This window comes from Rahnella sp. RcJ3, from assembly GCF_009498575.1.
Lineage (GTDB): Bacteria > Pseudomonadota > Gammaproteobacteria > Enterobacterales > Enterobacteriaceae > Rahnella > Rahnella aceris.
The window spans coordinates 249,025-270,062 of record NZ_QSNX01000005.1 but is presented as its reverse complement, the minus strand read 5'-3'; the positions used below and the strand labels follow the sequence as shown (position 1 = coordinate 270,062).

The window sequence follows — 21,038 nt, the reverse complement described above, 5'->3', positions numbered from 1 at the left end:
TCAGACAGGGCAAACCCGCCTGATGTGCCAGATTTTGAATAGTTTACGTGTCTGACTATTCACTTTCCGAACGTATCTGACTGGAAAACGTAAAGATTTGTCATTCAATGTTCTCTGTCTGTGATCGTGACCGCAAAGTGAACCGGATGGGACGTCTATAGTTAAAGGCAGGAAAAGACAAGACAGCAGTGATGCTAAGACTATCGACAACTGGAGGTGACTTATGAAACGTAAAACCGCAAGAATAATCGGCAATGGCCTGATGGGACTCGGTTTGCTCACAATGGTCGGTGGTGTTGGTTATTCCATCCTGAATCAGATGCCTGAACTGGGGTTACCACAATTTTTAGCGCATGGCGCAATTGGTAGCATCTTCGTCGGCGCCATTTTATGGCTGGCGGGAGCCAGAGTCGGTGGACAGGAGCGTGTTGCAGACAGGTACTGGTGGGTTCGTCACTTTGATTCCCGCTGCACGAACGGTAAGTCACACCGTCATTCCTGAGTTTATCAGGCTGTAATCTGGCTTCTTTGGTAATAAAAAAACCGTTGTCGCTCACACGATAACGGTTTTTGCATTTCAGGTTCTGTCAAAACAAAATGCCCCTGAAAACAGGGGCATAATGATTAATGCTCGAACATCGCAGAAATGGATTCTTCATTGCTGATGCGGCGGATAGCCTCAGCCAGCATGCCTGACAGGGTCAGGGTACGCACTTTTTTCAGTGCACGGATTTCAGCGGAGAGCGGGATGGTATCACAGACAATCACTTCGTCGATGACGGAGTTTTTGATGTTTTCCACTGCATTGCCGGAGAAAATCGGGTGGGTGGCATACGCGAATACGCGTTTAGCACCGCGTTCTTTCAGTGCTTCGGCAGCTTTACACAGCGTGCCGCCGGTATCGATCATGTCATCAACCAGTACGCAGTCACGACCAGCGACGTCACCGATGATATGCATCACCTGAGAAACGTTTGCGCGTGGACGACGTTTATCAATGATAGCCATATCGGTATCGTTCAGCAGTTTTGCCACAGCACGGGCACGAACAACACCGCCGATATCCGGAGAAACCACAATCGGGTTTTCCAGGTTCTGTTGCAACATGTCTTCAAGCAGAATAGGGCTGCCGAACACGTTGTCTACCGGGACATCGAAGAAGCCCTGAATCTGCTCTGCATGCAGGTCTACAGTCAGAACACGGTCAACACCGACGCTGGACAGGAAGTCAGCAACAACTTTAGCGGTGATAGGCACACGGGCAGAACGCACCCGGCGATCCTGACGTGCATAGCCGAAGTAAGGAATAACGGCTGTGATACGACCAGCGGAGGCGCGGCGTAAGGCATCAACCATTACGACCAGTTCCATCAGGTTATCGTTAGTAGGCGCGCAGGTGGACTGGATAATGAAAATATCTCCGCCACGTACATTTTCGTTAATTTGCACGCTTACTTCACCGTCACTGAAACGACTGACGGCGGCGTCACCAAGGCTGGTGTATAAACGGTTGGCAATACGTTGTGCTAGTTCCGGGGTGGCGTTACCAGCAAAAAGCTTCATATCAGGCACGAGAAGAACCTCAGGCTTGCGTCCAGGGAAGACATTGGCTTTTGGCACCACCGGGCGGTGAGCGGTACCAAAGCATTATGCTCACGATACTTCTAAATCTTACTACTTAAATCTGTTGAATAATTGGCTGGCAAAGAACAGACACAAAACTACCGTGACTCTCTACGCTTTGCCCGCAGTTCTCAACCAGACGTCACGAAAACGGTGCAACGGCGAGATATTAACACCTTGTGCGACAAAACTCCGACTCCACGATGGTGTTTTGTCTAAAACCTGACGGGCGGCAGACTCGGTGTCGAATTCCGCAAACACACAGGCACCCGTTCCGGTCAGTCGCGACGGCGCGTATTCTAACAGCCAAGAAAGTAGCTGTTCAACCTCGTAAAAACGTTTTCTCGCAATCGGTTCGCAATCATTTGCGTAAGGCGTGTCTAAAAGCACATTTACAGTGCGTTTTGGTGTATTTCTGGTCAGTTGCGGATCGCTGAAAATCACCGGCGTCGCAATGCTGACACCCGGATGGGCGATCAGATACCATTTTTCCGCCGGTTCGACCGGCTGCAAAATCTCGCCAATCCCTTCAGCAAAAGCAGCATGGCCCATCACAAAGACCGGCACATCCGCGCCCAGCGTCACACCCATCTGAGCCAGTTCGGTATCAGAAAGGCCGCAATTCCATATCGCATTCAGTGCCACCAGCACAGTGGCGGCGTTGGAAGAACCGCCGCCCAGACCGCCGCCCATTGGAATTCGTTTTTGCAAGGTAATGTCTGCCCCCTGAGACGTGCCCGCGTGCTGTTGCAGAAGACGGGCGGCGCGTACCACCAGATTCTCGTCATCTGCAACGCCTTCAACTGGCGTGGTCAGCACGATATCGCCGTCGTCGCGGACTTTAAAACTCAGGCTGTCACCGTAATCCACAAACTGAAACAGTGTCTGCAGATCATGGTAGCCATTCGGGCGCTGGCCGGTGATATAAAGGAACAAATTGAGTTTAGCCGGAGAAGGCCACCATTGCTGCGTCATCTCAGTTTAGCGTCCAGTTATCCATTTTCAGCTTGATACGCTGTTCTCCCTGGGTCATTTCCAGACGCTGCGGCAGGGACGGTTTGGCATCCTCGTCATAGCTCTGATACACCACGGTGCCTGGTTTTCCGTTCTGCGTGAACTTAACTTGTGACAGGCGGTACTGACTGTCGAGGGTGAAATCGGTGCCGTCACCCGGCAAACCGAGCATCCACAAACGCAGATTAGCCAACGGAATCGACATGCCGGTCAGTTTCTGGATCATGTCATCCGGATTATCACTGGTGTAATGCTTGCCTTCATTGTTGGTCAACTGCGCAATACCGCTTTGCACTTTTAATTCCATTTCCGTGCTGCCCAGCGGATTGGTCAGCAATAAACGGTAGCTGTCAGGGGAATATTGTTGCCAGAAGAAGCGGGCATAGACTTTCTGTTTATCGGAAAGATAAGCGAAAGAACCGCGGGTCTGATAATGCTCGAGTTGTTTAACCTGAGCTTCGTGTTCACGCCACTGCGGTGAAGTCGGGCTGGTCGCCGGGCCTTTCGGCGCGTTAATCGAACAGGCGGCAAGGACTAAGCTTGCAAGAGGAAGAAGGCGAACAAAGTGTGCTTTACGCATTGGCATAACAGATAAAATCCTTTGTGCTTTGGCGAAATGGGATGCCAGGGCAAATGTGGCGTGCGTCAGTTTAGCACAGCCCGCGCGAGGGGTGATCTCAACCCTGTGCAGATGATCGGCGATTGAAAGGTTTTGGGACAATGCTGATGTGTAAAAGGATTTAACCGAAGATGCTGTTCGCCTTTTATTGATCTCGCGCATCTTGTAGAATGCCCAACAGACGTAAACCCATACTATTATAAAGTATAAGCCGATAATCGCTCTCCCTATGACCCTGCTTGCATTAGGTATCAACCACAAAACCGCCCCGGTGTCTCTGCGTGAACGGGTAACATTTTCACCCGAGACCCTCGATCAGGCGCTCTCCAGTCTGCTCCAGCAACCGCTGGTGCAGGGCGGTGTCGTGTTGTCTACCTGCAACCGCACTGAGCTGTATCTGAGCGTTGAGCAACAGGAAAACCTGCAGGAGCAACTGGTTAAGTGGTTATGCGATTACCATCATCTGAGTGAAGATGAAGTGCGCAAAAGCCTGTACTGGCATCATGATAATGAAGCCGTCAGCCATCTGATGCGCGTGGCGAGTGGACTGGATTCACTGGTGTTAGGCGAGCCGCAGATTTTGGGGCAGGTTAAAAAAGCCTTCGCCGAATCGCAAAACGGACGGGCGGTTTCCGGTGAACTGGAGCGTCTGTTCCAGAAATCTTTCTCCGTGGCCAAGCGTGTGCGTACTGAAACTGATATTGGCGCCAGCGCCGTTTCTGTTGCGTTTGCGGCCTGTACTCTGGCACGCCAGATTTTCGAATCCCTTTCTGAGCTAACCGTCTTGCTGGTCGGTGCGGGTGAAACCATCGAACTGGTGGCGCGTCATCTGCATCAGCATAATGTCCGCCACATGATGATTGCCAACCGTACGCGTGAACGTGCGCAGGTGCTGGCGACGGAAGTGAACGCAGAAGTGATCAGTCTGCAGGATATCGATTCCCGCCTCGCTGAAGCGGACATTATTATCAGTTCTACCGCCAGCCCGCTGCCGATTATTGGTAAAGGCATGGTCGAGCGCGCGTTAAAATCCCGCCGTAACCAGCCGATGCTGATGGTGGATATTGCCGTTCCGCGTGATATCGAACCGGAAGTCGGCAAACTGGCGAACGCCTATCTGTACAGCGTCGATGACCTGCACAGCATCATTCAAAACAATCTTGCACAACGCAAAGCGGCGGCCATTCAGGCTGAAACTATCGTTGAGCAGGAGAGTTCAAACTTCATGGCCTGGCTGCGTTCGCAGGGAGCCGTTGAAATTATTCGTGATTATCGCTCGCGTGCTGATATTATTCGCGCCGACGCACAAGCAAAAGCTCTTGCCGCCATTGCGCAGGGCGCTGACGTCGAAGCGGTGATCCATGAATTAGCCCACAAATTGACAAACCGCCTTATTCACGCACCAACCCGTTCTCTGCAACAGGCAGCCAGCGACGGTGATGTGGAGCGTTTGCAAATTTTACGCGACAGCCTCGGGCTGGGTCAGCAATAGTTCTCCTTTTCTCACAGGGTTAAACACCACGCATGAAGCCTTCTATTGTTGCCAAACTGGAAGCGTTACAAGAGCGCCACGAAGAAGTGCAGGCGATGCTTGGCGATGCCGGCGTCATTGCCGATCAGGATAAATTCCGCAGTCTTTCCCGCGAATATTCACAGTTAACGGCTGTTTCTGAATGTTTTCTTGCCTGGCGTCAGGCACAGGAAGATTTAGAAACTGCTGAGATGATGCTCGACGATCCTGAGATGCGCGAAATGGCGCAGGATGAGATCAAAGAGTGCAAAGCCAATATCGAAGAACTCGAAGAAAAGTTACAGGTTCTGTTACTGCCAAAAGATCCGGACGATGAACGCGGTTGTTTCCTGGAAATTCGTGCAGGAACCGGCGGTGACGAGGCGGCTATTTTCGCCGGTGATTTATTCCGTATGTACAGCCGCTACGCCGAAATGCGTCGCTGGCGTGTAGAGATCGTGAGCGCCAGCGAAGGCGAACACGGCGGTTATAAAGAAGTGATCGCCAAAATCAGTGGTGAGGGCGCTTACGGCCAGTTCAAATTTGAGTCAGGCGGCCACCGCGTTCAGCGTGTACCGGAAACCGAATCTCAGGGGCGTATTCATACCTCCGCCTGTACCGTTGCCGTGATGCCGGAAATTCCGGAAGCCGAGCTGCCGGAAATCAACGCCGGCGATTTGCGCATTGATACTTTCCGCTCATCCGGCGCTGGCGGACAGCACGTTAACACCACGGATTCCGCGATTCGAATTACCCACATTCCAACCGGTATCGTGGTGGAATGTCAGGATGAACGTTCACAGCACAAAAACAAAGCCAAAGCGATGTCCGTGCTGGGCGCGCGTATCCGTGCTGCGGAAGTGGCAAAACGTCAGGCAGAAGAAGCCTCGACGCGCCGTAACCTGCTCGGCAGTGGCGACCGTTCTGATCGCAACCGTACCTACAACTTCCCGCAGGGGCGTGTTACCGATCACCGCATCAACCTGACGATTTACCGTCTGGATGAAGTGATGGAAGGTAAACTGGACAGTCTGATCCAGCCGATCGTGCAGGAATATCAGGCCGATCAACTCGCCGCGCTATCTGAGCAGGACTGATGGATTTTCAGTCCTGGCTGCGTGATGCCACCCGCCGTCTTGCTGCGGGTGAAAGCCCGAAGCGGGATGCTGAAATCTTGCTTGGTTTTGTGACCGGCCGGGCAAGAACTTTTATTATGGCTTTTGGCGAAACGCTGCTGACAGCCGGACAACTTCAACAACTGGAAATTCTGCTTGCGCGACGTGAGCAGGGCGAACCCGTTGCCTATCTGACCGGCGAGCGAGAATTCTGGTCGCTGCCACTGTCTGTTTCTCCCGCGACATTAATTCCCCGTCCTGATACCGAATGCCTGGTGGAACAGGCGTTGATCCGTCTGCCTTCTCAACCCGTCAGCATACTGGATCTCGGCACAGGAACTGGTGCGATTGCACTGGCGCTGGCCAGTGAACGCCCGGATTGCAAGGTTACCGGTGTCGATCTGCAACCGGATGCTGTACGCCTCGCCCAACACAACGCGCAAAAGCTGAATATCCTGAATGCGCGATTTTTGCCGGGCAGTTGGTTTTCACCGGTAGCCGGTGAACGTTTCGCGCTGATAGCCAGTAATCCGCCGTATATCGATGCCGCCGATCCGCACCTGGCGAAGGGTGATGTACGTTTTGAGCCCGCCAGCGCGCTGGTGGCAGAAAATGCCGGTCTGGCTGATCTGGCGCATATTATTCAGGCGGCACCCGCGTATCTTCACAAAGGCGGCTGGTTACTGCTCGAACATGGCTGGCAGCAGGCGACTGACGTGCAGGCGTTATTGCGCGATGCCGGTTATCAGCATATCGCGACGGTAAAAGATTATGGCGATAACGATCGTGTCAGCCTCGGGCAGTGGGAGCCGCTACACGGATCAGAAGAAAATCAATTGGTTAGAATTTAAATTTCAAAGGAAACGGACAATGGCATATGTCTGGATCAAGAATCTGCATCTGCTCACTATAACCCTGAGTATTGCATTGTTTGTTTTACGATTTTTTTGGAAATGGGCAGGTTCTGCTATGATGCAGAAACGCTGGGTGAAGACTGTTCCCCATATTGTGGATACAGTGCTGTTATTAAGTGGTATTTCGCTTATCTTCATCACACACTTTTATCCGTTCAGCCCTCAGGGAACCTGGCTGACCGAAAAGATTTTTGGCGTTATTATCTATATCGCGCTGGGTTTTGTGGCTCTGAGCAAGCGACCAGTCAGTCAGAACATCCGCTGGCTGGCCTTTATTCTGGCGCTCGCTTGCCTGTATCTGATTCTTAAACTGGCGCTGACGAAAATACCGCTGCTAATGGGATAACTATGAGTACCCTTGCTGATTTTGAATTTAACACCGCCCGGCTCAGTACCGGGGTGATCAAAGTAACGGAAGCCGTGCGTTTCGATTTCAATGCGGACGACGTACGCCACCAGTTACAGTCACTGGTCGATGAAGCCCGCCGTGTCGTTCCTGAAGAGCTTGATCAGGATCAGCAGCTCGAAGTGTTGATTGAACTGTTTTACCGCACCTGGGGTTTTGGTGGCGCTGGCGGCGTTTATCGTCTGTCTGATGCTATCTGGATCGACAAAGTGCTGTCTTCGCGTCAGGGCACACCGGTTTCACTGGGGGTGATTTTTCTGCACATTGCCCATGAACTGAGTTTGCCGCTGATGCCGGTGATTTTCCCCACTCAGCTTATCTTGCGTGCTGACTGGCTCGACGAAGAAATGTGGCTGCTTAATCCGATCAACGGAGATACGCTCAATGAGCATATGCTCAGCGTATGGCTGAAAGGCAATCTGGGCGTAATGGCGGAAATAGAAGATGACGATCTGGAAGAAGCGGAAAACACGCTGATCGTCCGCAAAATGCTTGATACGCTGAAAGCCGCGCTGATGGAAGAAAAACAGTTCGAACTGGCTCTGCGCGCCAGTGAAACGGTATTGCAGTTTGACCCGGAAGACCCCTATGAAATCCGCGATCGCGGGCTGATTTATGCTCAGCTGGAATGCGACCATGTGGCGATTTCTGATCTCAATTATTTTGTTGAGCAGTGTCCGGAAGACCCGATTTCAGAAGTGATTAAAGTGCAGATCCATTCGATTGAGCACAAACAAGTTACGTTGCACTAATTTATACTTACCTTACGTCACATCCGCAAAGTTATGACAGAACAATGAGTTATGTTATTTTCGGGTGAAAGATTTATCACTAAAAAGGCCAAAGCATGAAACATAAAGTGGTTAGCATTCAGGACATCAAAGTCGCCAACGATCTGCCGTTTGTATTGTTCGGCGGGATGAATGTACTGGAATCGCGCGATATGGCGATGCGTGTGTGCGAGCATTACGTCACAGTGACGCAGAAACTCGGCATTCCTTACGTGTTCAAGGCGTCTTTCGATAAAGCCAACCGCTCATCTATTCATTCCTACCGTGGTCCGGGCCTGGATGAAGGTATGAAAATTTTCCAGGAGCTGAAAAAAGCATTCGGCGTGAAAATCATCACCGATGTGCATGAATCCTGGCAGGCGCAGCCTGTATCTGAAGTGGTTGATGTGATCCAGTTACCTGCATTCCTGGCGCGTCAGACCGATCTGGTTGAAGCCATGGCGAAAACCGGCGCAGTAATTAACGTGAAAAAACCACAGTTCGTCAGCCCCGGTCAGATGGGCAACATCGTCGACAAATTTAAAGAAGGCGGCAACGATCAGGTGATTCTGTGCGATCGCGGCAGTAACTTCGGTTATGACAATCTGGTTGTCGACATGCTGGGCATGAATGTGATGATCAATGCTACGGGCGGTCATCCGGTGATTTTCGACGTGACTCACGCACTGCAAACCCGTGATCCTTTCGGCGCTGCTTCTGGCGGTCGTCGTGCTCAGGTTGCTGAACTGGCTCGTGCCGGTATGGCGGTAGGTATCGCCGGTCTGTTTATCGAAGCGCACGAAGATCCTGCTCACGCGAAATGCGACGGTCCGTCAGCCTTGCCGCTTGATAAACTGGAACCGTTCCTGGTTCAGATGAAAGCCATCGACGATCTGGTGAAAAGCTTCCCGGCGCTCGATACCAGCAAGTAATCTGACCTATTCAGATAAAACAAAGGCGACCTCCGGGTTAATGCCGGTCACTTAAGCATTTTTATGAATACAAATTCATTTTTGTGCTTCAAAGGATAATGAAGGAATCAGGCTTATAGCGCTATTTTTCTTCATCGAAGGCCCAAATTCACGGGCCTCATTTCCTTAAGTGACCGGCATTAACCTCCGGGTCGCCTTTTCCGTTTACCGCGCAGGTTTATAACGCGTCGTGCAAAGAACTGTGGAAACTCAGTTTGCCTTCCACCGGCTGCATTCTGGCGCGGGCCAGGGTTTTCAGCGGCTGGAAAGGGATCTCAGCGATTCGCAGTTCTGTGCCTTCCGGCAAGGTATTGATGAAGTTGCGTAATGCACTGACGCCACCGGCATCGAGTACGGCAACGCGATCCCATACCAGAATGATCACTTTCTTGCCTTCGCTGCGCACCTGCAATTCACTGAAGATACGTTCCGCCGCAGCAAAGAACAGCGGGCCATTGATACGCAGCACCAGCGTATCTTCCGGTATGTCGGCCATCACTTCCGTCAGGCGGGTGAGTTTGGCGATACGGCGCATAAACAGCAGCGACGCCATCACGATACCTGCGGTAATCGCAATCACCATGTCGAACAGTACCGTCAGGCTCATGCAGGTCAGCATCACCAGAATGTCGTCTTTCGGTGCACGGCGCAGTAAATCCACCACTTTATGCGCTTCGCTCATATTCCACGCCACCATCAGCAACAACGCCGCCATCGCCGCCAGGGGCAGCCATGAAAGCAACGGTGCGAGAATGAGCAGGGCGAGGATCACCAGCAGCGAGTGAATAATGGCCGAGACCGGAGATGTTGCACCGGCGCGAACGTTAGCCGCAGAGCGCGCAATCGCCGCTGTAGCGGTGATGCCGCCAAAGAAAGGGCTAACCATGTTGCCGATACCCTGACCGATCAGTTCGTTATCCGAATGGTGTTTTTTGCCGGTCATGCCATCGAGCACCACGGCGCAGAGCAGGGATTCAATCGCGCCCAGCATTGCCATGGAAAACGCAGCAGGCAGCAGCGCCTGCACCAGAGACCAGCTCAGTCCGCTGCCATCGGATTGAGTCCACGGCAGGGCGAATTGCGGCAAAATAGGCGGAATGCCGTTGCCCTGCGAACCGTCAGGCAGCAGGAAGTGAAAGCGTGAACCTATGGTGGCGACAGGGTGTCCTGCCTGCATGAAAATGGCCATCACCGCGCAACCCGCCAGCAGAGCCGGAAGATGGCCGGGCACGCGCAATCCCAGTTTTGGCCAGAGGATTAATATACCGAGCGTCACAATCCCTATCGCGGCATCGCCGATATCCAGCGTTGGCAGCGCCATGACCAGCGCCGCAACTTTACTCAGATAATGTTCCGGCACCGTTGCCATCGTCAGGCCAAAGAAATCTTTAAATTGCATGGTGCCGATGGTGATCGCAATACCGGACGTAAAGCCGAGCGTGACAGGCAGCGGTATGTATTCGATCAACCGGCCAAATCGCGCCAGCCCCATGAAGAGGAGCATAAAACCAGACATCAGCGTAGCCAGCAATAAACCGGACAAGCCGAACTGTTGTGAGACTGGATAGAGAATGACAACAAACGCCGCCGTCGGGCCGGAAACACTGAAACGTGATCCTCCGAAAACAGCGATGACAATCCCGGCAATGGCCGACGTATACAGCCCGTATTGCGGCGGTACACCGCTGCCAATGGCCAGCGCCATGGCCAGCGGGATGGCGATGATCCCCACGGTGACGCCAGCAATGGCATCTTTGAGTAAGCGTTGAAGCGTATATTTTTCACGAAAACAGGCGTCTATCAGTGCGCTGAAAGGCCTGATATGGCGTCTTCCTGAAGTATTCATAGGATGTAAATCACCTGACAGAAGAATGGATATTAACCCGGTATTCCTTCACCGGAAAAACGGTAGCCTACGCCTTTCAGGGCCACTACGCGTAGACATAAATCAAGCCTTGCTTACACAAAGGCGTGTTGCCGCCCTTATAGTGTAATTGTTCGCCATGTGATGTGCCGCCAGATATTTCATGCGTGAAAATAATCATGGCATTCATCATCTGTATTTAACTTAATACCCGAAATCAGCCTGAAAAAGCCCGGGAGGATGCATTTATCTGTGCCGGACATACGGTAATGATGTAGTTAAAAATAATCCCGGCAACCGGATAGGCTGCTGATGAATCAGCGGATCTACACGAAAAACGCCCGATGCAGACGAAGGCTATAGTCTGCATCAGGATTGGTTTTGGTCTCTCCCCATTTACCTGCTACGGGTGAGGCATAAACTCTGCCAGCGGATACTTTTGCTTTCCACGGTCATCAAGGTTGGAAGGGCTTAACCAACTTTCCATGGCCCGACGGATCCCATCCCACTCCTCGTCAATAATGGAGTACCAGCGGATGTCACGGCTATGCCCCTTCGAGACTTGTGTCCGTCTGAGCGTACCTTCATAGGTAAATCCAAGTCTTTCAGCCGCACTGATGGCGGCCTGATGCAGGCTGTCACATTTCCAACCGCACCGGCGATACTGGAGTGTTTCCAGGGTGTAAGAGAGTAAAAGAAATATGGCTTCTGTGCTGCACAAGGTCCGTTTCATAAGTGGTGACCAGTTAACCCAGCCAATTTCTACAGATCCGTTATCAGGGTCCATTCGTTGCAACGCGAGAAAGCCCGTGGCCTTACCCGTGGACAAATTAATCACCGCGTAAAAAAGCGGATCTTTGCTTGCGGAAAGTGAGGCGATATAGTGATCGCACTGTCTGATCGTGATGGGGCGTTTAATATGAAAGTATGTCCAGTCACGTTCGTCATCGATACTGTGCCAGGCGTCAAATAAATCCCGGCTATGTTTGAGATCAATCGGCTCAAGCAGACAATATTTCCCCCTAAGTATAACTTTTTGCGGGAGCGAGCGTGGCTGCCAGTCGGGGAGTGATTGACCCAATTCTTGTCCGTAAACATTTACTTCCGTCATTATAAACCTTCATGCGTGGTTAAATTTATAAAAGTGTCGCCGGGTGACAGTAGACAAAATGAACTCAACCTGAATACAGCAAAGTGACACACCAGTGATGATAATAATCAATACGATAAATCTGGAACGCCATACATTCTTTTTGAAAGATTTTTGAAAGTCAGTTTGGTTAACATAATAAAATCATTATTTAACATATCCATATGTTTTCTTATATTATTTTAGCATTCCCTGGTGTGGGTGCATTGTAGCTGAAATATTTATCGGTAAAAAAATAATTTACCTTAGGTCGAAATTCATTAATTATCACAAATCAAACTCAATAGTTTGATTTATATGTACTTTAATTTTCACGGCGTTATCGGGTACTATTCAAAATAGTGCGCCAGATCACAGGGATGTATTGATGTTGTGACTAGCAGGCTAATGTTAAATGACGTTGTTATTCCTCGTTTTATTATAATTGCCCTCTGCTTTATTCTGGTTTCATCATATTATTTTTAGGTTTTTATGATTTGCGTAAATTATTTGTATTCGTTTTTTGAGTTTTCCGCGTAATGACATGTTGACAGGGCTAAATAATTAAATTGATCAGGATAATGAAAATGAGGCATACAAATTATTAAAATGTAGACTATGCTTATTAAGTTCAGGAACGTCTGGATGCAGTAGTATAAATAATGAAGTTTTTGGCGCTGATAGCCTGATGTATCAGCGCTTTTTTTTTATTTTCTATCATATTTTTATTTATTGCTCTGCCGTACGAATAAGTCTCATTCAGTCGAATATTTGGACAGTGGTAATATTATTGGTATATCAAAATCTTTAACCTTCTCACAATTAAAAGGAGCCTTGTGCGGCTCCTTTTGTTTAGCTTTCACCGTCGTGAATTATTTTTGCGTGCCATCTTCAATTTTCGGCGGATAGGGCAGGTCAGCGGCTTTACGCATCTTCGCCACATCTTTCGCGGTGACCGTGGCTCCCGCCGGATTGCCAAACTGTGTGCTGACGTAATGACTCAGCGTCGCAATCTGGTCATCATCGAGCTGACTGGCAAACGACGGCATCATGATTTCGCCTTTATCCATGTGGCGCTGGACGCCGTTGAGGATGACCGAAACCTGATTGCGGCTGTCGTAAGAACCGGTGCTGGTATGGCTGAACAGTGACGGATAGGCATGGAATCCCTCGCCGCTGCCTTCACCGCCTTTGCCGTGACAGGCTGCGCAGCTGGCATTAAACAGGGCGGCGGCTGACTGGTCGATTGTCTGGCCTTCGGCGCGCAGTGGGTAAATATCCTGATTCTGCTCACCCCATGCATCTCGCGGTTTGGTTTGCTTGTCATCTCCGATTGCCGGGACGGAACGGATATAGGTGGCAATCGCGTTCAGGTCACTGTCTGAAAGATGCTGCAGACTGTGCTCAATGGCTTCTGACATCGCCCCTGACGCTGACGCCTTACCGGCAACAAAACCTGTTTTCAGGTAAGTCACCAGATCCTGCTGCGACCAGTTGCCGATCCCGGCATTTTTATCCGGCGTGATGTTGAAAGCTACCCATGAGCCTAAATCGCCACCGGAAAACGCTTTGTCGGTGTCCATGCCCATGGTCAGCGTGCGCGGCGTATGGCAGGTGCCGCAGTGTTCCAGCGCTTCCACCAGATAAGCACCACGGTTCCAGTCCGCTGATTTGGACGGATCGTTTTTCAGCTCACCTCTGTCGAAGTTAAACAGCTTCCACACGCGCATGCCCCAGCGCTGGTTGAAAGGGAAGGACAAATCCGTCTGCGGGCCAGCGGAATGTACCGCTGGCAGCGACATCAGATAAGCTTTGATCGCTAAAACATCTTCACGTTTCATTTTGGTGAAGGAGTCGTAAGGCATAGCGGGATACAACTGTTGTCCGTCTTTGCCGACACCGTCACGTACCGCGCGCACGAATTCATCGTCCGTCCAGTTGCCAATACCAAACTGTTTGTCAGAAGAAATGTTGGTGCCGTAAATCACCCCGAAAGGCGACGCCAGCGGATAACCGCCGCCGAATTTTGCCGTTTTATCCGCCCCCGGCGCAGTATGGCAGGCGGTACAGTCACCGGCTGTCGCCAGATATTCACCGCGCTTAATTAAATCTGCGTTGCCCGCTGCGTCATCAGCCCGGGCGGCGTTAGCCGCGACCATTAACGGCAGCAACGCCAGCATGAATTTCATTTTCATTACTCAGTCCTCAGAAAATCAATCAGGCCAGGCTTTTCAGCACCGTATCAGCCATACGCAATGCCAGCGCAGTTCCCGACAGCGTGGAGTTCACCGTTGAAGCAGAGGGCATAATGCCGGTACCGGCGATGAACAGGTTCGGGTGGTCATGCGTACGGCAATCACCATCCACCACGGAATCTTTCGGGTCGCTGCCCATGATCATGGTGCCGGTAATATGCTGGTTGTTGTCGTACACCCCACGCTTGCTGTACACCACTTCGGTGCCGCCCATTTCTTTGACGATTTTCTGAAAATCAAGCATCGACTGGTCATAACCGCGGTGAACGTAGTCCGGGAATTTGTAATGCACTTCGAGGCGCGGAATACCCCATTCGTCTTTCTCGGTTTTGCTCAACACCACACGGTTTTCCGGTTCCGGCAGCATTTCCAGCAGGCATTTCAGCTGAATAAAACGCTCGGACTGATAGGTCAGTTTGTCGTTCAGCGCTTTACCGTAATAACCCTGACGCACCAGGCGCTCGGTCAGATAACGCACCGGCGACGTGTTGGCGACGTCGATACGCAGCGCAGAACGATCGCGACGGAAATCACCATCACGCAGATTATTGATACTGCCCGGGCGCATCGGGCCGCGGCCGAAATACACTGGCTCGTCAGCGTAAAACTCAACAGAGGTGCCGGGGTGATCCATCAGATTTCGACCCACCATGCCGGAGCTGTTGGCGATACCATTCGGGTATTTATCGCTGGTGGACATCAGCAACAGTTTCGGGCTTTCGATGCCGTTGGCGGTCAGCACGAAGCGTTTACCGGTGACTTTATGGGCCACTTTGTCAGCATCCAGATAGTGCACAGCCACGATCTCGCCGCTGTCACTGGCTTCGATGTTGTACACCACGGCGTTGGCAATCACGCGCACACCGGCTTCGATAGCTTTGCGCGCCGAAATACCGCCGTGATACTGCGCATCAATCGGGCAAACAGGCATACAGTTATTGTTGCCGCAGCAGGCAGGACGACCGTCATAAGGAATACTGTTACGCGCCTGCGGGCCGATACCTAATACGTAACCGAGTTTGGCAATGCGTTTGCTGATGCGGTCAAAACCGTAGGGCAGCGGAATACCCGGCAGCGGATAGGGTTGTGAACGCGGTGAATCCAGCGCGTCGTCACCGGAAACGCCCATCTGAATTTCGGCTTCGGTGTAATACGGCTCCAGATCTTCATAACTGATTGGCCAGTCACGACCCACGCCATACAGCGTTTTGATTTTCATATCATTTGGCAGCAGGCGAAACGCCTGTCCCGCCCAGTGCCAGGTTGTGCCACCGACACCGCGCAGATACTGAGCAGCGTAGAGGTCCGGGCCTTTCTGGATCAGATAATTGTTATCTTTCGGCTGGAATTTCGGTTGCGGTGCCCAGGGTTTCGGCGGATAGGGTTCGGTAAAGTCGCCTTTGAGCGGTGACTGACGGAACAGTTCTACCGCTTCGTCTCGTTTGATCACCGGCCCGGAATCGAGCATCAGCACGGAAACGCCGGCTTTGACCATTTTCAGCGCAGCCAGCGAACCGGCGATACCGGCACCAATAACAACGACATCTGCATTCAGTGCATCAGCCATGAGCAATCACCTCCGTGGAATTTTGTTGCAGTGCAGCAGGCTTGTTGACCCAGAAATTCGGTTCACCCGGCGCATAACTCGGCGGCAGCAGGTTATTTTTCAGCAACTGATAGCTGACGATATTTTCAAATCCGATACATTTCTGACTGCCGGGTTGACCGACCACACCGAGATACCAGCCACTGACCAGTTGCTGATACAACTGCGCCAGCTCTGCCGGTTGCTGTGCAAGAAGCTGATGTAAATCATCACCCACCACGCCGCGGTGTGCGGTGATCAGTGCTGAAAGGGTACCGAGTTGTGAGTCGAGCTGCGCGTTGTTCTGCGACTGATGCAGCCAGCTGTAAAGTGCCTGAGCGAGGTGCGGTTCGAGCCTGTCCATGCCGGTCAGCTGTTTAGAAAGTGCCATAAAACTGTCTGGCATTGTCACAGCTGAAGCCAGCGGTGGCGCGGCATGGGCGAGGGTAGCAAATACGCCACCGCCCAGCATCTGGCTACCGATACCCGCAACCATGACGCCCGCAGTGCCGAGTATCCACCGGCGACGAGAGAGATTGATCATGCTGAAAGTCCGTAAATGTTCCGTATAAAACGGCCATGGGCGTGGCCGTCAACAAGAAGGAGTAATTGAAAGTGCCTGTTATTTCAGGACGCTGGCTGCTTTTTCTGATGACTGATTATCGATGTCCTGCTTCGGCGTACTGACACCGACGGCACCGACCACTTCACCGTTAATCGTCAGCGGGAATCCACCACCCAGTGGCACGGCATTCGGGATCGCCAATACGGTGGTTTCGCCACCCTGCAGGCGTTGCATGAATTTCAGCGAAGGAGTGTGGTAGAGCGCGGAAGTGCGCGCTTTGCCGATGGACGCATCAACACAACCGGCCGGAGAACCGTCAAGGCGCTGGAAGGCCAGTAATGAACCAGATGCATCAACTACCGCGACGCAACCGGTGCTGTGTTGTTCTGCAAGAGTGGATTTCACACTGTCGATGACTTTGGCTGCCTGCGCGTTATCCAGCGGAGGATGTCCGGCGGCGAAAGCGGAAGTGGCGGAGAAGAAAAGCGTGGTGGCACACAGTAAAGCCTGTGTGGTGGTTTTTTTAACAGACATAGACTCATCCCTTGTAGCAGTAGCAAAACATGACTTGACGTATTTTTCGAATAAGATTTTTTAAATAAGTGTTTTAAATCAATAGAATTAAAAACAATAACGTTAACGGGGGGAACACTCTGGTGTGTTTCTTAATGCCACACGAACAAAGGCGTTATTGGTTTTTGTTTCGCGGATGTTAATTCAATTAACAAAACAGCAAAAGTGACGGTTGCGCTGGGAAATTAATTCCCGGGAGATTTTGTGCGGATATTATGAGCAAAGCGGGCCTGCAGGCCTTGTTGGATAAGGACTGAACATTTTGTGCTGTTACGAACCAGATGATCCGTTTATATTAATTAAATGTGATCCTGTTAACAAAAAACCTCCCGAAAAGGGAGGTTTGTATTTTGCCGACAGCGCAAAGAAACGGGAGGGCTAATGGGCCGCCGGTCTGAGAGCCGGTGTACGGAAATCCAGCGATGCAATAATGCTGTTTGCTGCCTGTCGTCCGTCCGACATAGCTGTCACCACCAGGTCGGCGCCCCGCACCGCATCGCCGCCTGCAAATATCTGCGGGTGACTGGTCTGATACGGGAAGCGGCTGTGATGCGGGGCCTGTAACAATCCCTGTTCGTCGTGCCTCACCGACAGTTCATCCAGCCACGGCATAGCATGCGGCAGAAAGCCAAATGCCATAATGACCGCTTCCGCTTCGAGCAGGAATTCAGAACCGGCAATCGGTGTGGGTCTGCGTCTGCCGCTGGCATCCGGTTCTCCCGGGGCGGTACGGACTAAGCGGATACCGCAGACTTCGCCCCGGTTATTCAGCTCAATGCTCACCGGCTGAACGTTAAACATAAACTCAGCCCCTTCCTCGCGTGAGTTTTTCACTTCTTTCTTCGAGCCCGGCATGCTTATTTCATCGCGGCGATACGCACAAATCACGCTTTTGGCATTCTGGCGCAGCGACGTGCGCAGACAATCCATCGCCGTATCGCCGCCGCCGAGCACGACCACGCGTTTTCCCGCCATGCTGACATAAGGCTCATGTTTCAGTTCGGGCAGATTCATCAGATGTTTGGCGTTCGCAATCAGGAACGGCAGGGCGCTGTAAACGCCCGGCGCGTTTTCATTTTCCAGCCCGGCTTTCATCGCTTTATACGTACCCACACCTAAGAATATTGCATCGAACTCTTCCAGCAGTTGTTCCGCCTGAATGTCGACGCCGATTTCGGTATTGAGCCGGAACTCAATGCCCATTTCAGTGAAGATTTCCCGGCGTCTGACCAGCACGTTTTTATCCAGCTTGAACGCCGGAATACCAAAGGTCAGCAGGCCGCCGATTTCAGGGTGACGATCAAAGACCACGGCTTTTACGCCATGCCGCGCCAGCACGTCAGCGCAGCCCAATCCGGCCGGGCCTGCACCCACCACGGCTACGCGATAATTACGCGGAATAACCTCTGAAAGATCGGGTTTCCAGCCTTGTGCCAGCGCGGTATCGGTAATATAGCGCTCAATATTGCCGATGCTCACTGAGCCTTGTTTATCAAAAGTGCAGGCGCCTTCGCAAAGCCTGTCCTGCGGGCAGACGCGGCCACAGATCTCCGGCAGGCTGCTGGTGCGGTGCGAAAGCTCTATGGCTTCCAGAATGTGTCCCTGTTTCGCCAGCGCCAGTAATTGTGGGATATCGTTATGCAGCGGGCAGGTCCAGGCGCAGAAAGGGTGATCACTGCAATGCAGACAGCGGCCAGCCTGTTCTTCAACCTGCATCGGTGTAAAGCGCGCATAGATCTCATTAAACGTGCTTTTACGTTCGGTGAGCGGGGCTTTTGCCGCATCGAGGCGCGGTGGTGCCAGGGCGGCGGCGAATACGGCTGCTGATTTGCTGGTCAGTGAAACCTGAGGATTCCGGCCCATGGCGGCGCGGTATTGTTTATCAGCACGGTTCTGAGCAATGACCTGATCGGTGATGAGATGCAGTGCCTGTGTCGGGCAGGCATTGACGCATGCCTGTCCGTCCGGGCTGTCATTGCACAGATCACATTTATGCGCCACGGCTGCCGCGGCGGGTAAGCCGGTCAGCGGATAGCTCTCATGCTGTACGATATCAATGGCGCCAAACGGACAGGCCACGGCGCAGGTTTTACAGCCGATACAGCGTTCTTCCAGCAACTGAATGCTGTCGTTACGACGAACGAATGCGTTTGTCGGGCAAACCTGTAAACACGGGGCATCTTCGCACTGACGGCATAGCACGGCGCTATGCCGATCGTTTTGCCGGATGACATGAATGCGCGGGGTAAACTGTTCTTTCGACGGATAACATTGTTCATTGTGAGACAAGACGCAAGCGACCTCACAGGCGCGACAACCTATGCAAGCCTGAGAATCAGCAATAATAAATTGGTTCATTTTTACCCTGTCGGCATTTTAGTTTGCTGTGGTCTCTCATAGACCACACAAATACTATGGGTTTGTTTGTCATCCTAATGGATACAAACACAGGGTTTATTTGAGGTGTGTCACAGTTTGACGTGTTGTTGCAGTGAGGGAGTTTAAAAAAACGCCGCCAGACGTGGGCCGGGGCGGCGTTTTGCAGGACAACGCTTCGCAGGTTATTTTTACGGATGCCAGCTGCTGCGGCATTCATCACGACGGAAACTCAGCACGCGGCTGCGGTTGGAAATCAGCCGGACGTTGTAGCCCTGGAAATAAAGACAGAAGTTTTTCTTCCACGGTCCGTCAGGGAGTTCCACCAGCAAACGCCCCGCACCCAGCGATGTTAACTGGCCGCTGGCACGCAGCGTGCCGACGCCCATCAGCAACTGATCGCCCTCAATATCAAAGGCGGCTTTCGATTGGGGATGATACCAGCGCCCCTGAACCATTTTCAGGCAATCATTGGTTTCCACCGGGGTAAAGTAACGCGGCGCGTGTCCGATTTCACCCTGAATGGCGGTGCCGTCCCAGCGCAAACGCATCGGCATGTGTGCGGATAGGGTGATGGCCTCGTCGGCGTCCGCGCCCTGATAGAGGTTATCGGCAGCGCCGAGATAACTGGCCGTGCCATTGCTGACTTTTAGCCAGTACGGCTCGGCAATGCTGGCGTATACACCATCCGGCAATGCATGGCTACGCGCCGGGAGCGGCGCAGCTAACAGTGACGACATGACTTCCAGCACATGGGTAAACGCTGTGGTGTCTTCGCGATTGGAGACCAGCGCAATGCCTGCATCAAGCTCAGGATGAAGCAGGAAATAGGTTTTATAACCGGCATGGGAACCGCCGTGGCCGTAAACCGTATGTTCACCGATTTTCGTCGAGGTGATGCCCAGCCCGTAAGCGGAAGGAATGTCGCCTTGCAGATAACGTTGTTCTGTCAGCGTTTGCAGTACGCCCGCGCCCGGTCCGTTTTGTGAAAGCAGGCTTTGCAGCCATACTGAAAGCGAACGTACGCTGCCGGTCAGGCTACCGGATGCAGACAGATGCAAACCTGCGACGGCTGTTTTCCAGCCTGTCGTGTCCTGCCAGTAACCGGGCACCAGGTCCGGGACGATATCGAACCAGGTTTCCGGCGCATGGAAAGCGATATCCAGCGGCTGCGTGATATACTTTTGCAGCAGATCCTCAAACAAAATGCCTTTTTGTTTGAGGATTTCTTCCACCAGCCGGTAACCGGTGTTGCTGTAGGAAATCTCAGTCCCTGCTGTGAAGTTCAGAGCGCCGTCCTGCGTCAGGAATTCCATAATGGCACTGGCTTCGCTGACGTTGTAAACAGAAATCCCCAGCAGCGAAAGAGTTTCCCGCACGTCCGGCAGGCCTGCGGTCATGTCCAGCGCCTGCCCGAGGGTCACTTGTGACATCGGCGCTTTCAGTTGCGGTAAATGCTGACCAAGGGTATCACTCACCGAAAGACTGGCATCGCTTTTCAGCAAGGCCAGTGTGGCGAAAATATGTTTTGTGACAGAGGCATAGCGGACAACAGAATCGATGCTGAAAGGTGTCGATGTGCTGAGGTTTGCCAGCCCTCCGGTCGCGAAACTGCGGAGAGTTTTACTGTCAAAAAGGGTGATCGCGCCGCCCGGTTCTCCGGGTTTATCCCAGTTTTTAGTTATGCGTTTTGCTGTTTCTTCAGCCGCCTGCCACTGTAATGCAGACTGTTCGGTGGATGTCATTAAC

At 52.1% G+C, this 21,038-nt stretch carries 18 protein-coding genes; 7 read left to right on the top strand and 11 right to left on the bottom strand.

From position 1 onward, the window contains the following. The first annotated feature begins 223 nt into the window (after positions 1 to 223). Positions 224 to 502, top strand: coding sequence for a stress-induced protein YchH (ychH, locus tag DXU84_RS09200; protein WP_013575592.1), 279 nt, complete (start codon positions 224 to 226; stop codon positions 500 to 502). A gap of 122 nt (positions 503 to 624) precedes the next feature. On the opposite strand, the gene prs is transcribed toward ychH, so the two are convergent. The 3 genes from prs to lolB all read right to left on the bottom strand — a co-directional run bounded on the left by prs (position 625) and on the right by lolB (position 3,223). Beyond that, the gene (gene prs / locus DXU84_RS09195; RefSeq protein ID WP_013575591.1) at positions 625 to 1,572 is read right to left on the bottom strand and encodes a ribose-phosphate diphosphokinase; all 948 of its coding nucleotides are present in this window, start codon (positions 1,570 to 1,572) and stop codon (positions 625 to 627) included. 162 nt (positions 1,573 to 1,734) lie between these two features. After that, positions 1,735 to 2,598, bottom strand: a complete 864-nt coding sequence (ispE, locus tag DXU84_RS09190) for a 4-(cytidine 5'-diphospho)-2-C-methyl-D-erythritol kinase (RefSeq protein WP_013575590.1) — start codon at positions 2,596 to 2,598, stop codon at positions 1,735 to 1,737. Position 2,599: 1 nt separating this feature from the next. Beyond that, positions 2,600 to 3,223: a lipoprotein insertase outer membrane protein LolB gene (gene lolB, locus DXU84_RS09185; RefSeq protein WP_013575589.1), complete on the bottom strand. Its 624-nt coding sequence runs from the start codon at positions 3,221 to 3,223 to the stop codon at positions 2,600 to 2,602. Positions 3,224 to 3,485: 262 nt separating this feature from the next. Here lolB and hemA point away from each other — a divergent pair, with 262 nt between their 5' ends. From hemA to kdsA, 6 genes are all read left to right on the top strand, one after another. Continuing rightward, positions 3,486 to 4,748 carry a glutamyl-tRNA reductase gene (gene hemA / locus DXU84_RS09180; protein ID WP_153375474.1) on the top strand — a complete coding sequence of 421 codons (1,263 nt, stop codon included), beginning with the start codon at positions 3,486 to 3,488 and terminating at the stop codon, positions 4,746 to 4,748. Between the two features lie 32 nt (positions 4,749 to 4,780). Beyond that, positions 4,781 to 5,863: a peptide chain release factor 1 gene (gene prfA, locus DXU84_RS09175; protein WP_013575587.1), complete on the top strand. Its 1,083-nt coding sequence runs from the start codon at positions 4,781 to 4,783 to the stop codon at positions 5,861 to 5,863. Next, positions 5,863 to 6,732: a peptide chain release factor N(5)-glutamine methyltransferase gene (gene prmC / locus DXU84_RS09170; protein ID WP_013575586.1), complete on the top strand. Its 870-nt coding sequence runs from the start codon at positions 5,863 to 5,865 to the stop codon at positions 6,730 to 6,732. Before prfA ends, prmC begins: the two co-directional genes overlap by 1 nt. 19 nt (positions 6,733 to 6,751) lie before the next feature. Further along, a complete protein-coding gene (locus tag DXU84_RS09165) occupies positions 6,752 to 7,141 on the top strand; it encodes a SirB2 family protein (protein ID WP_037034064.1) in 390 nt (129 codons plus the stop codon). Between the two features lie 2 nt (positions 7,142 to 7,143). After that, positions 7,144 to 7,953 carry an invasion regulator SirB1 gene (gene sirB1 / locus DXU84_RS09160; RefSeq protein WP_013575584.1) on the top strand — a complete coding sequence of 270 codons (810 nt, stop codon included), beginning with the start codon at positions 7,144 to 7,146 and terminating at the stop codon, positions 7,951 to 7,953. 95 nt (positions 7,954 to 8,048) lie between these two features. Next, positions 8,049 to 8,903, top strand: a complete 855-nt coding sequence (kdsA, locus tag DXU84_RS09155; RefSeq protein ID WP_015689950.1) for a 3-deoxy-8-phosphooctulonate synthase — start codon at positions 8,049 to 8,051, stop codon at positions 8,901 to 8,903. A 217-nt stretch (positions 8,904 to 9,120) separates the two neighbouring features. Here the strand turns inward: kdsA and dauA are convergent, their stop codons facing one another. The 8 genes from dauA to DXU84_RS09115 all read right to left on the bottom strand — a co-directional run bounded on the left by dauA (position 9,121) and on the right by DXU84_RS09115 (position 21,034). After that, positions 9,121 to 10,788, bottom strand: coding sequence for a C4-dicarboxylic acid transporter DauA (gene dauA, locus DXU84_RS09150; RefSeq protein ID WP_037034063.1), 1,668 nt, complete (start codon positions 10,786 to 10,788; stop codon positions 9,121 to 9,123). Positions 10,789 to 11,209: 421 nt separating this feature from the next. Next, a complete protein-coding gene (locus tag DXU84_RS09145) occupies positions 11,210 to 11,917 on the bottom strand; it encodes a GNAT family N-acetyltransferase (RefSeq protein WP_013575581.1) in 708 nt (235 codons plus the stop codon). 890 nt (positions 11,918 to 12,807) lie between these two features. Next, positions 12,808 to 14,130 carry a cytochrome c gene (locus tag DXU84_RS09140; protein WP_153375472.1) on the bottom strand — a complete coding sequence of 441 codons (1,323 nt, stop codon included), beginning with the start codon at positions 14,128 to 14,130 and terminating at the stop codon, positions 12,808 to 12,810. 22 nt (positions 14,131 to 14,152) lie between these two features. Next, entirely contained in the window at positions 14,153 to 15,757 is a 1,605-nt protein-coding gene (locus DXU84_RS09135; protein WP_013575579.1) for a GMC family oxidoreductase, read from the bottom strand. Beyond that, the gene (locus tag DXU84_RS09130; protein ID WP_013575578.1) at positions 15,750 to 16,319 is read right to left on the bottom strand and encodes a sugar dehydrogenase complex small subunit; all 570 of its coding nucleotides are present in this window, start codon (positions 16,317 to 16,319) and stop codon (positions 15,750 to 15,752) included. Before DXU84_RS09130 ends, DXU84_RS09135 begins: the two co-directional genes overlap by 8 nt. Positions 16,320 to 16,397: 78 nt before the next feature. After that, entirely contained in the window at positions 16,398 to 16,874 is a 477-nt protein-coding gene (locus tag DXU84_RS09125) for a heme-binding protein (protein WP_013575577.1), read from the bottom strand. A 417-nt stretch (positions 16,875 to 17,291) separates the two neighbouring features. Next, entirely contained in the window at positions 17,292 to 19,271 is a 1,980-nt protein-coding gene (aegA, locus tag DXU84_RS09120) for a formate-dependent uric acid utilization protein AegA (protein WP_153375470.1), read from the bottom strand. Between the two features lie 209 nt (positions 19,272 to 19,480). Next, positions 19,481 to 21,034, bottom strand: a complete 1,554-nt coding sequence (locus DXU84_RS09115) for a serine hydrolase (protein WP_131637697.1) — start codon at positions 21,032 to 21,034, stop codon at positions 19,481 to 19,483. Positions 21,035 to 21,038 lie beyond the last annotated feature (4 nt).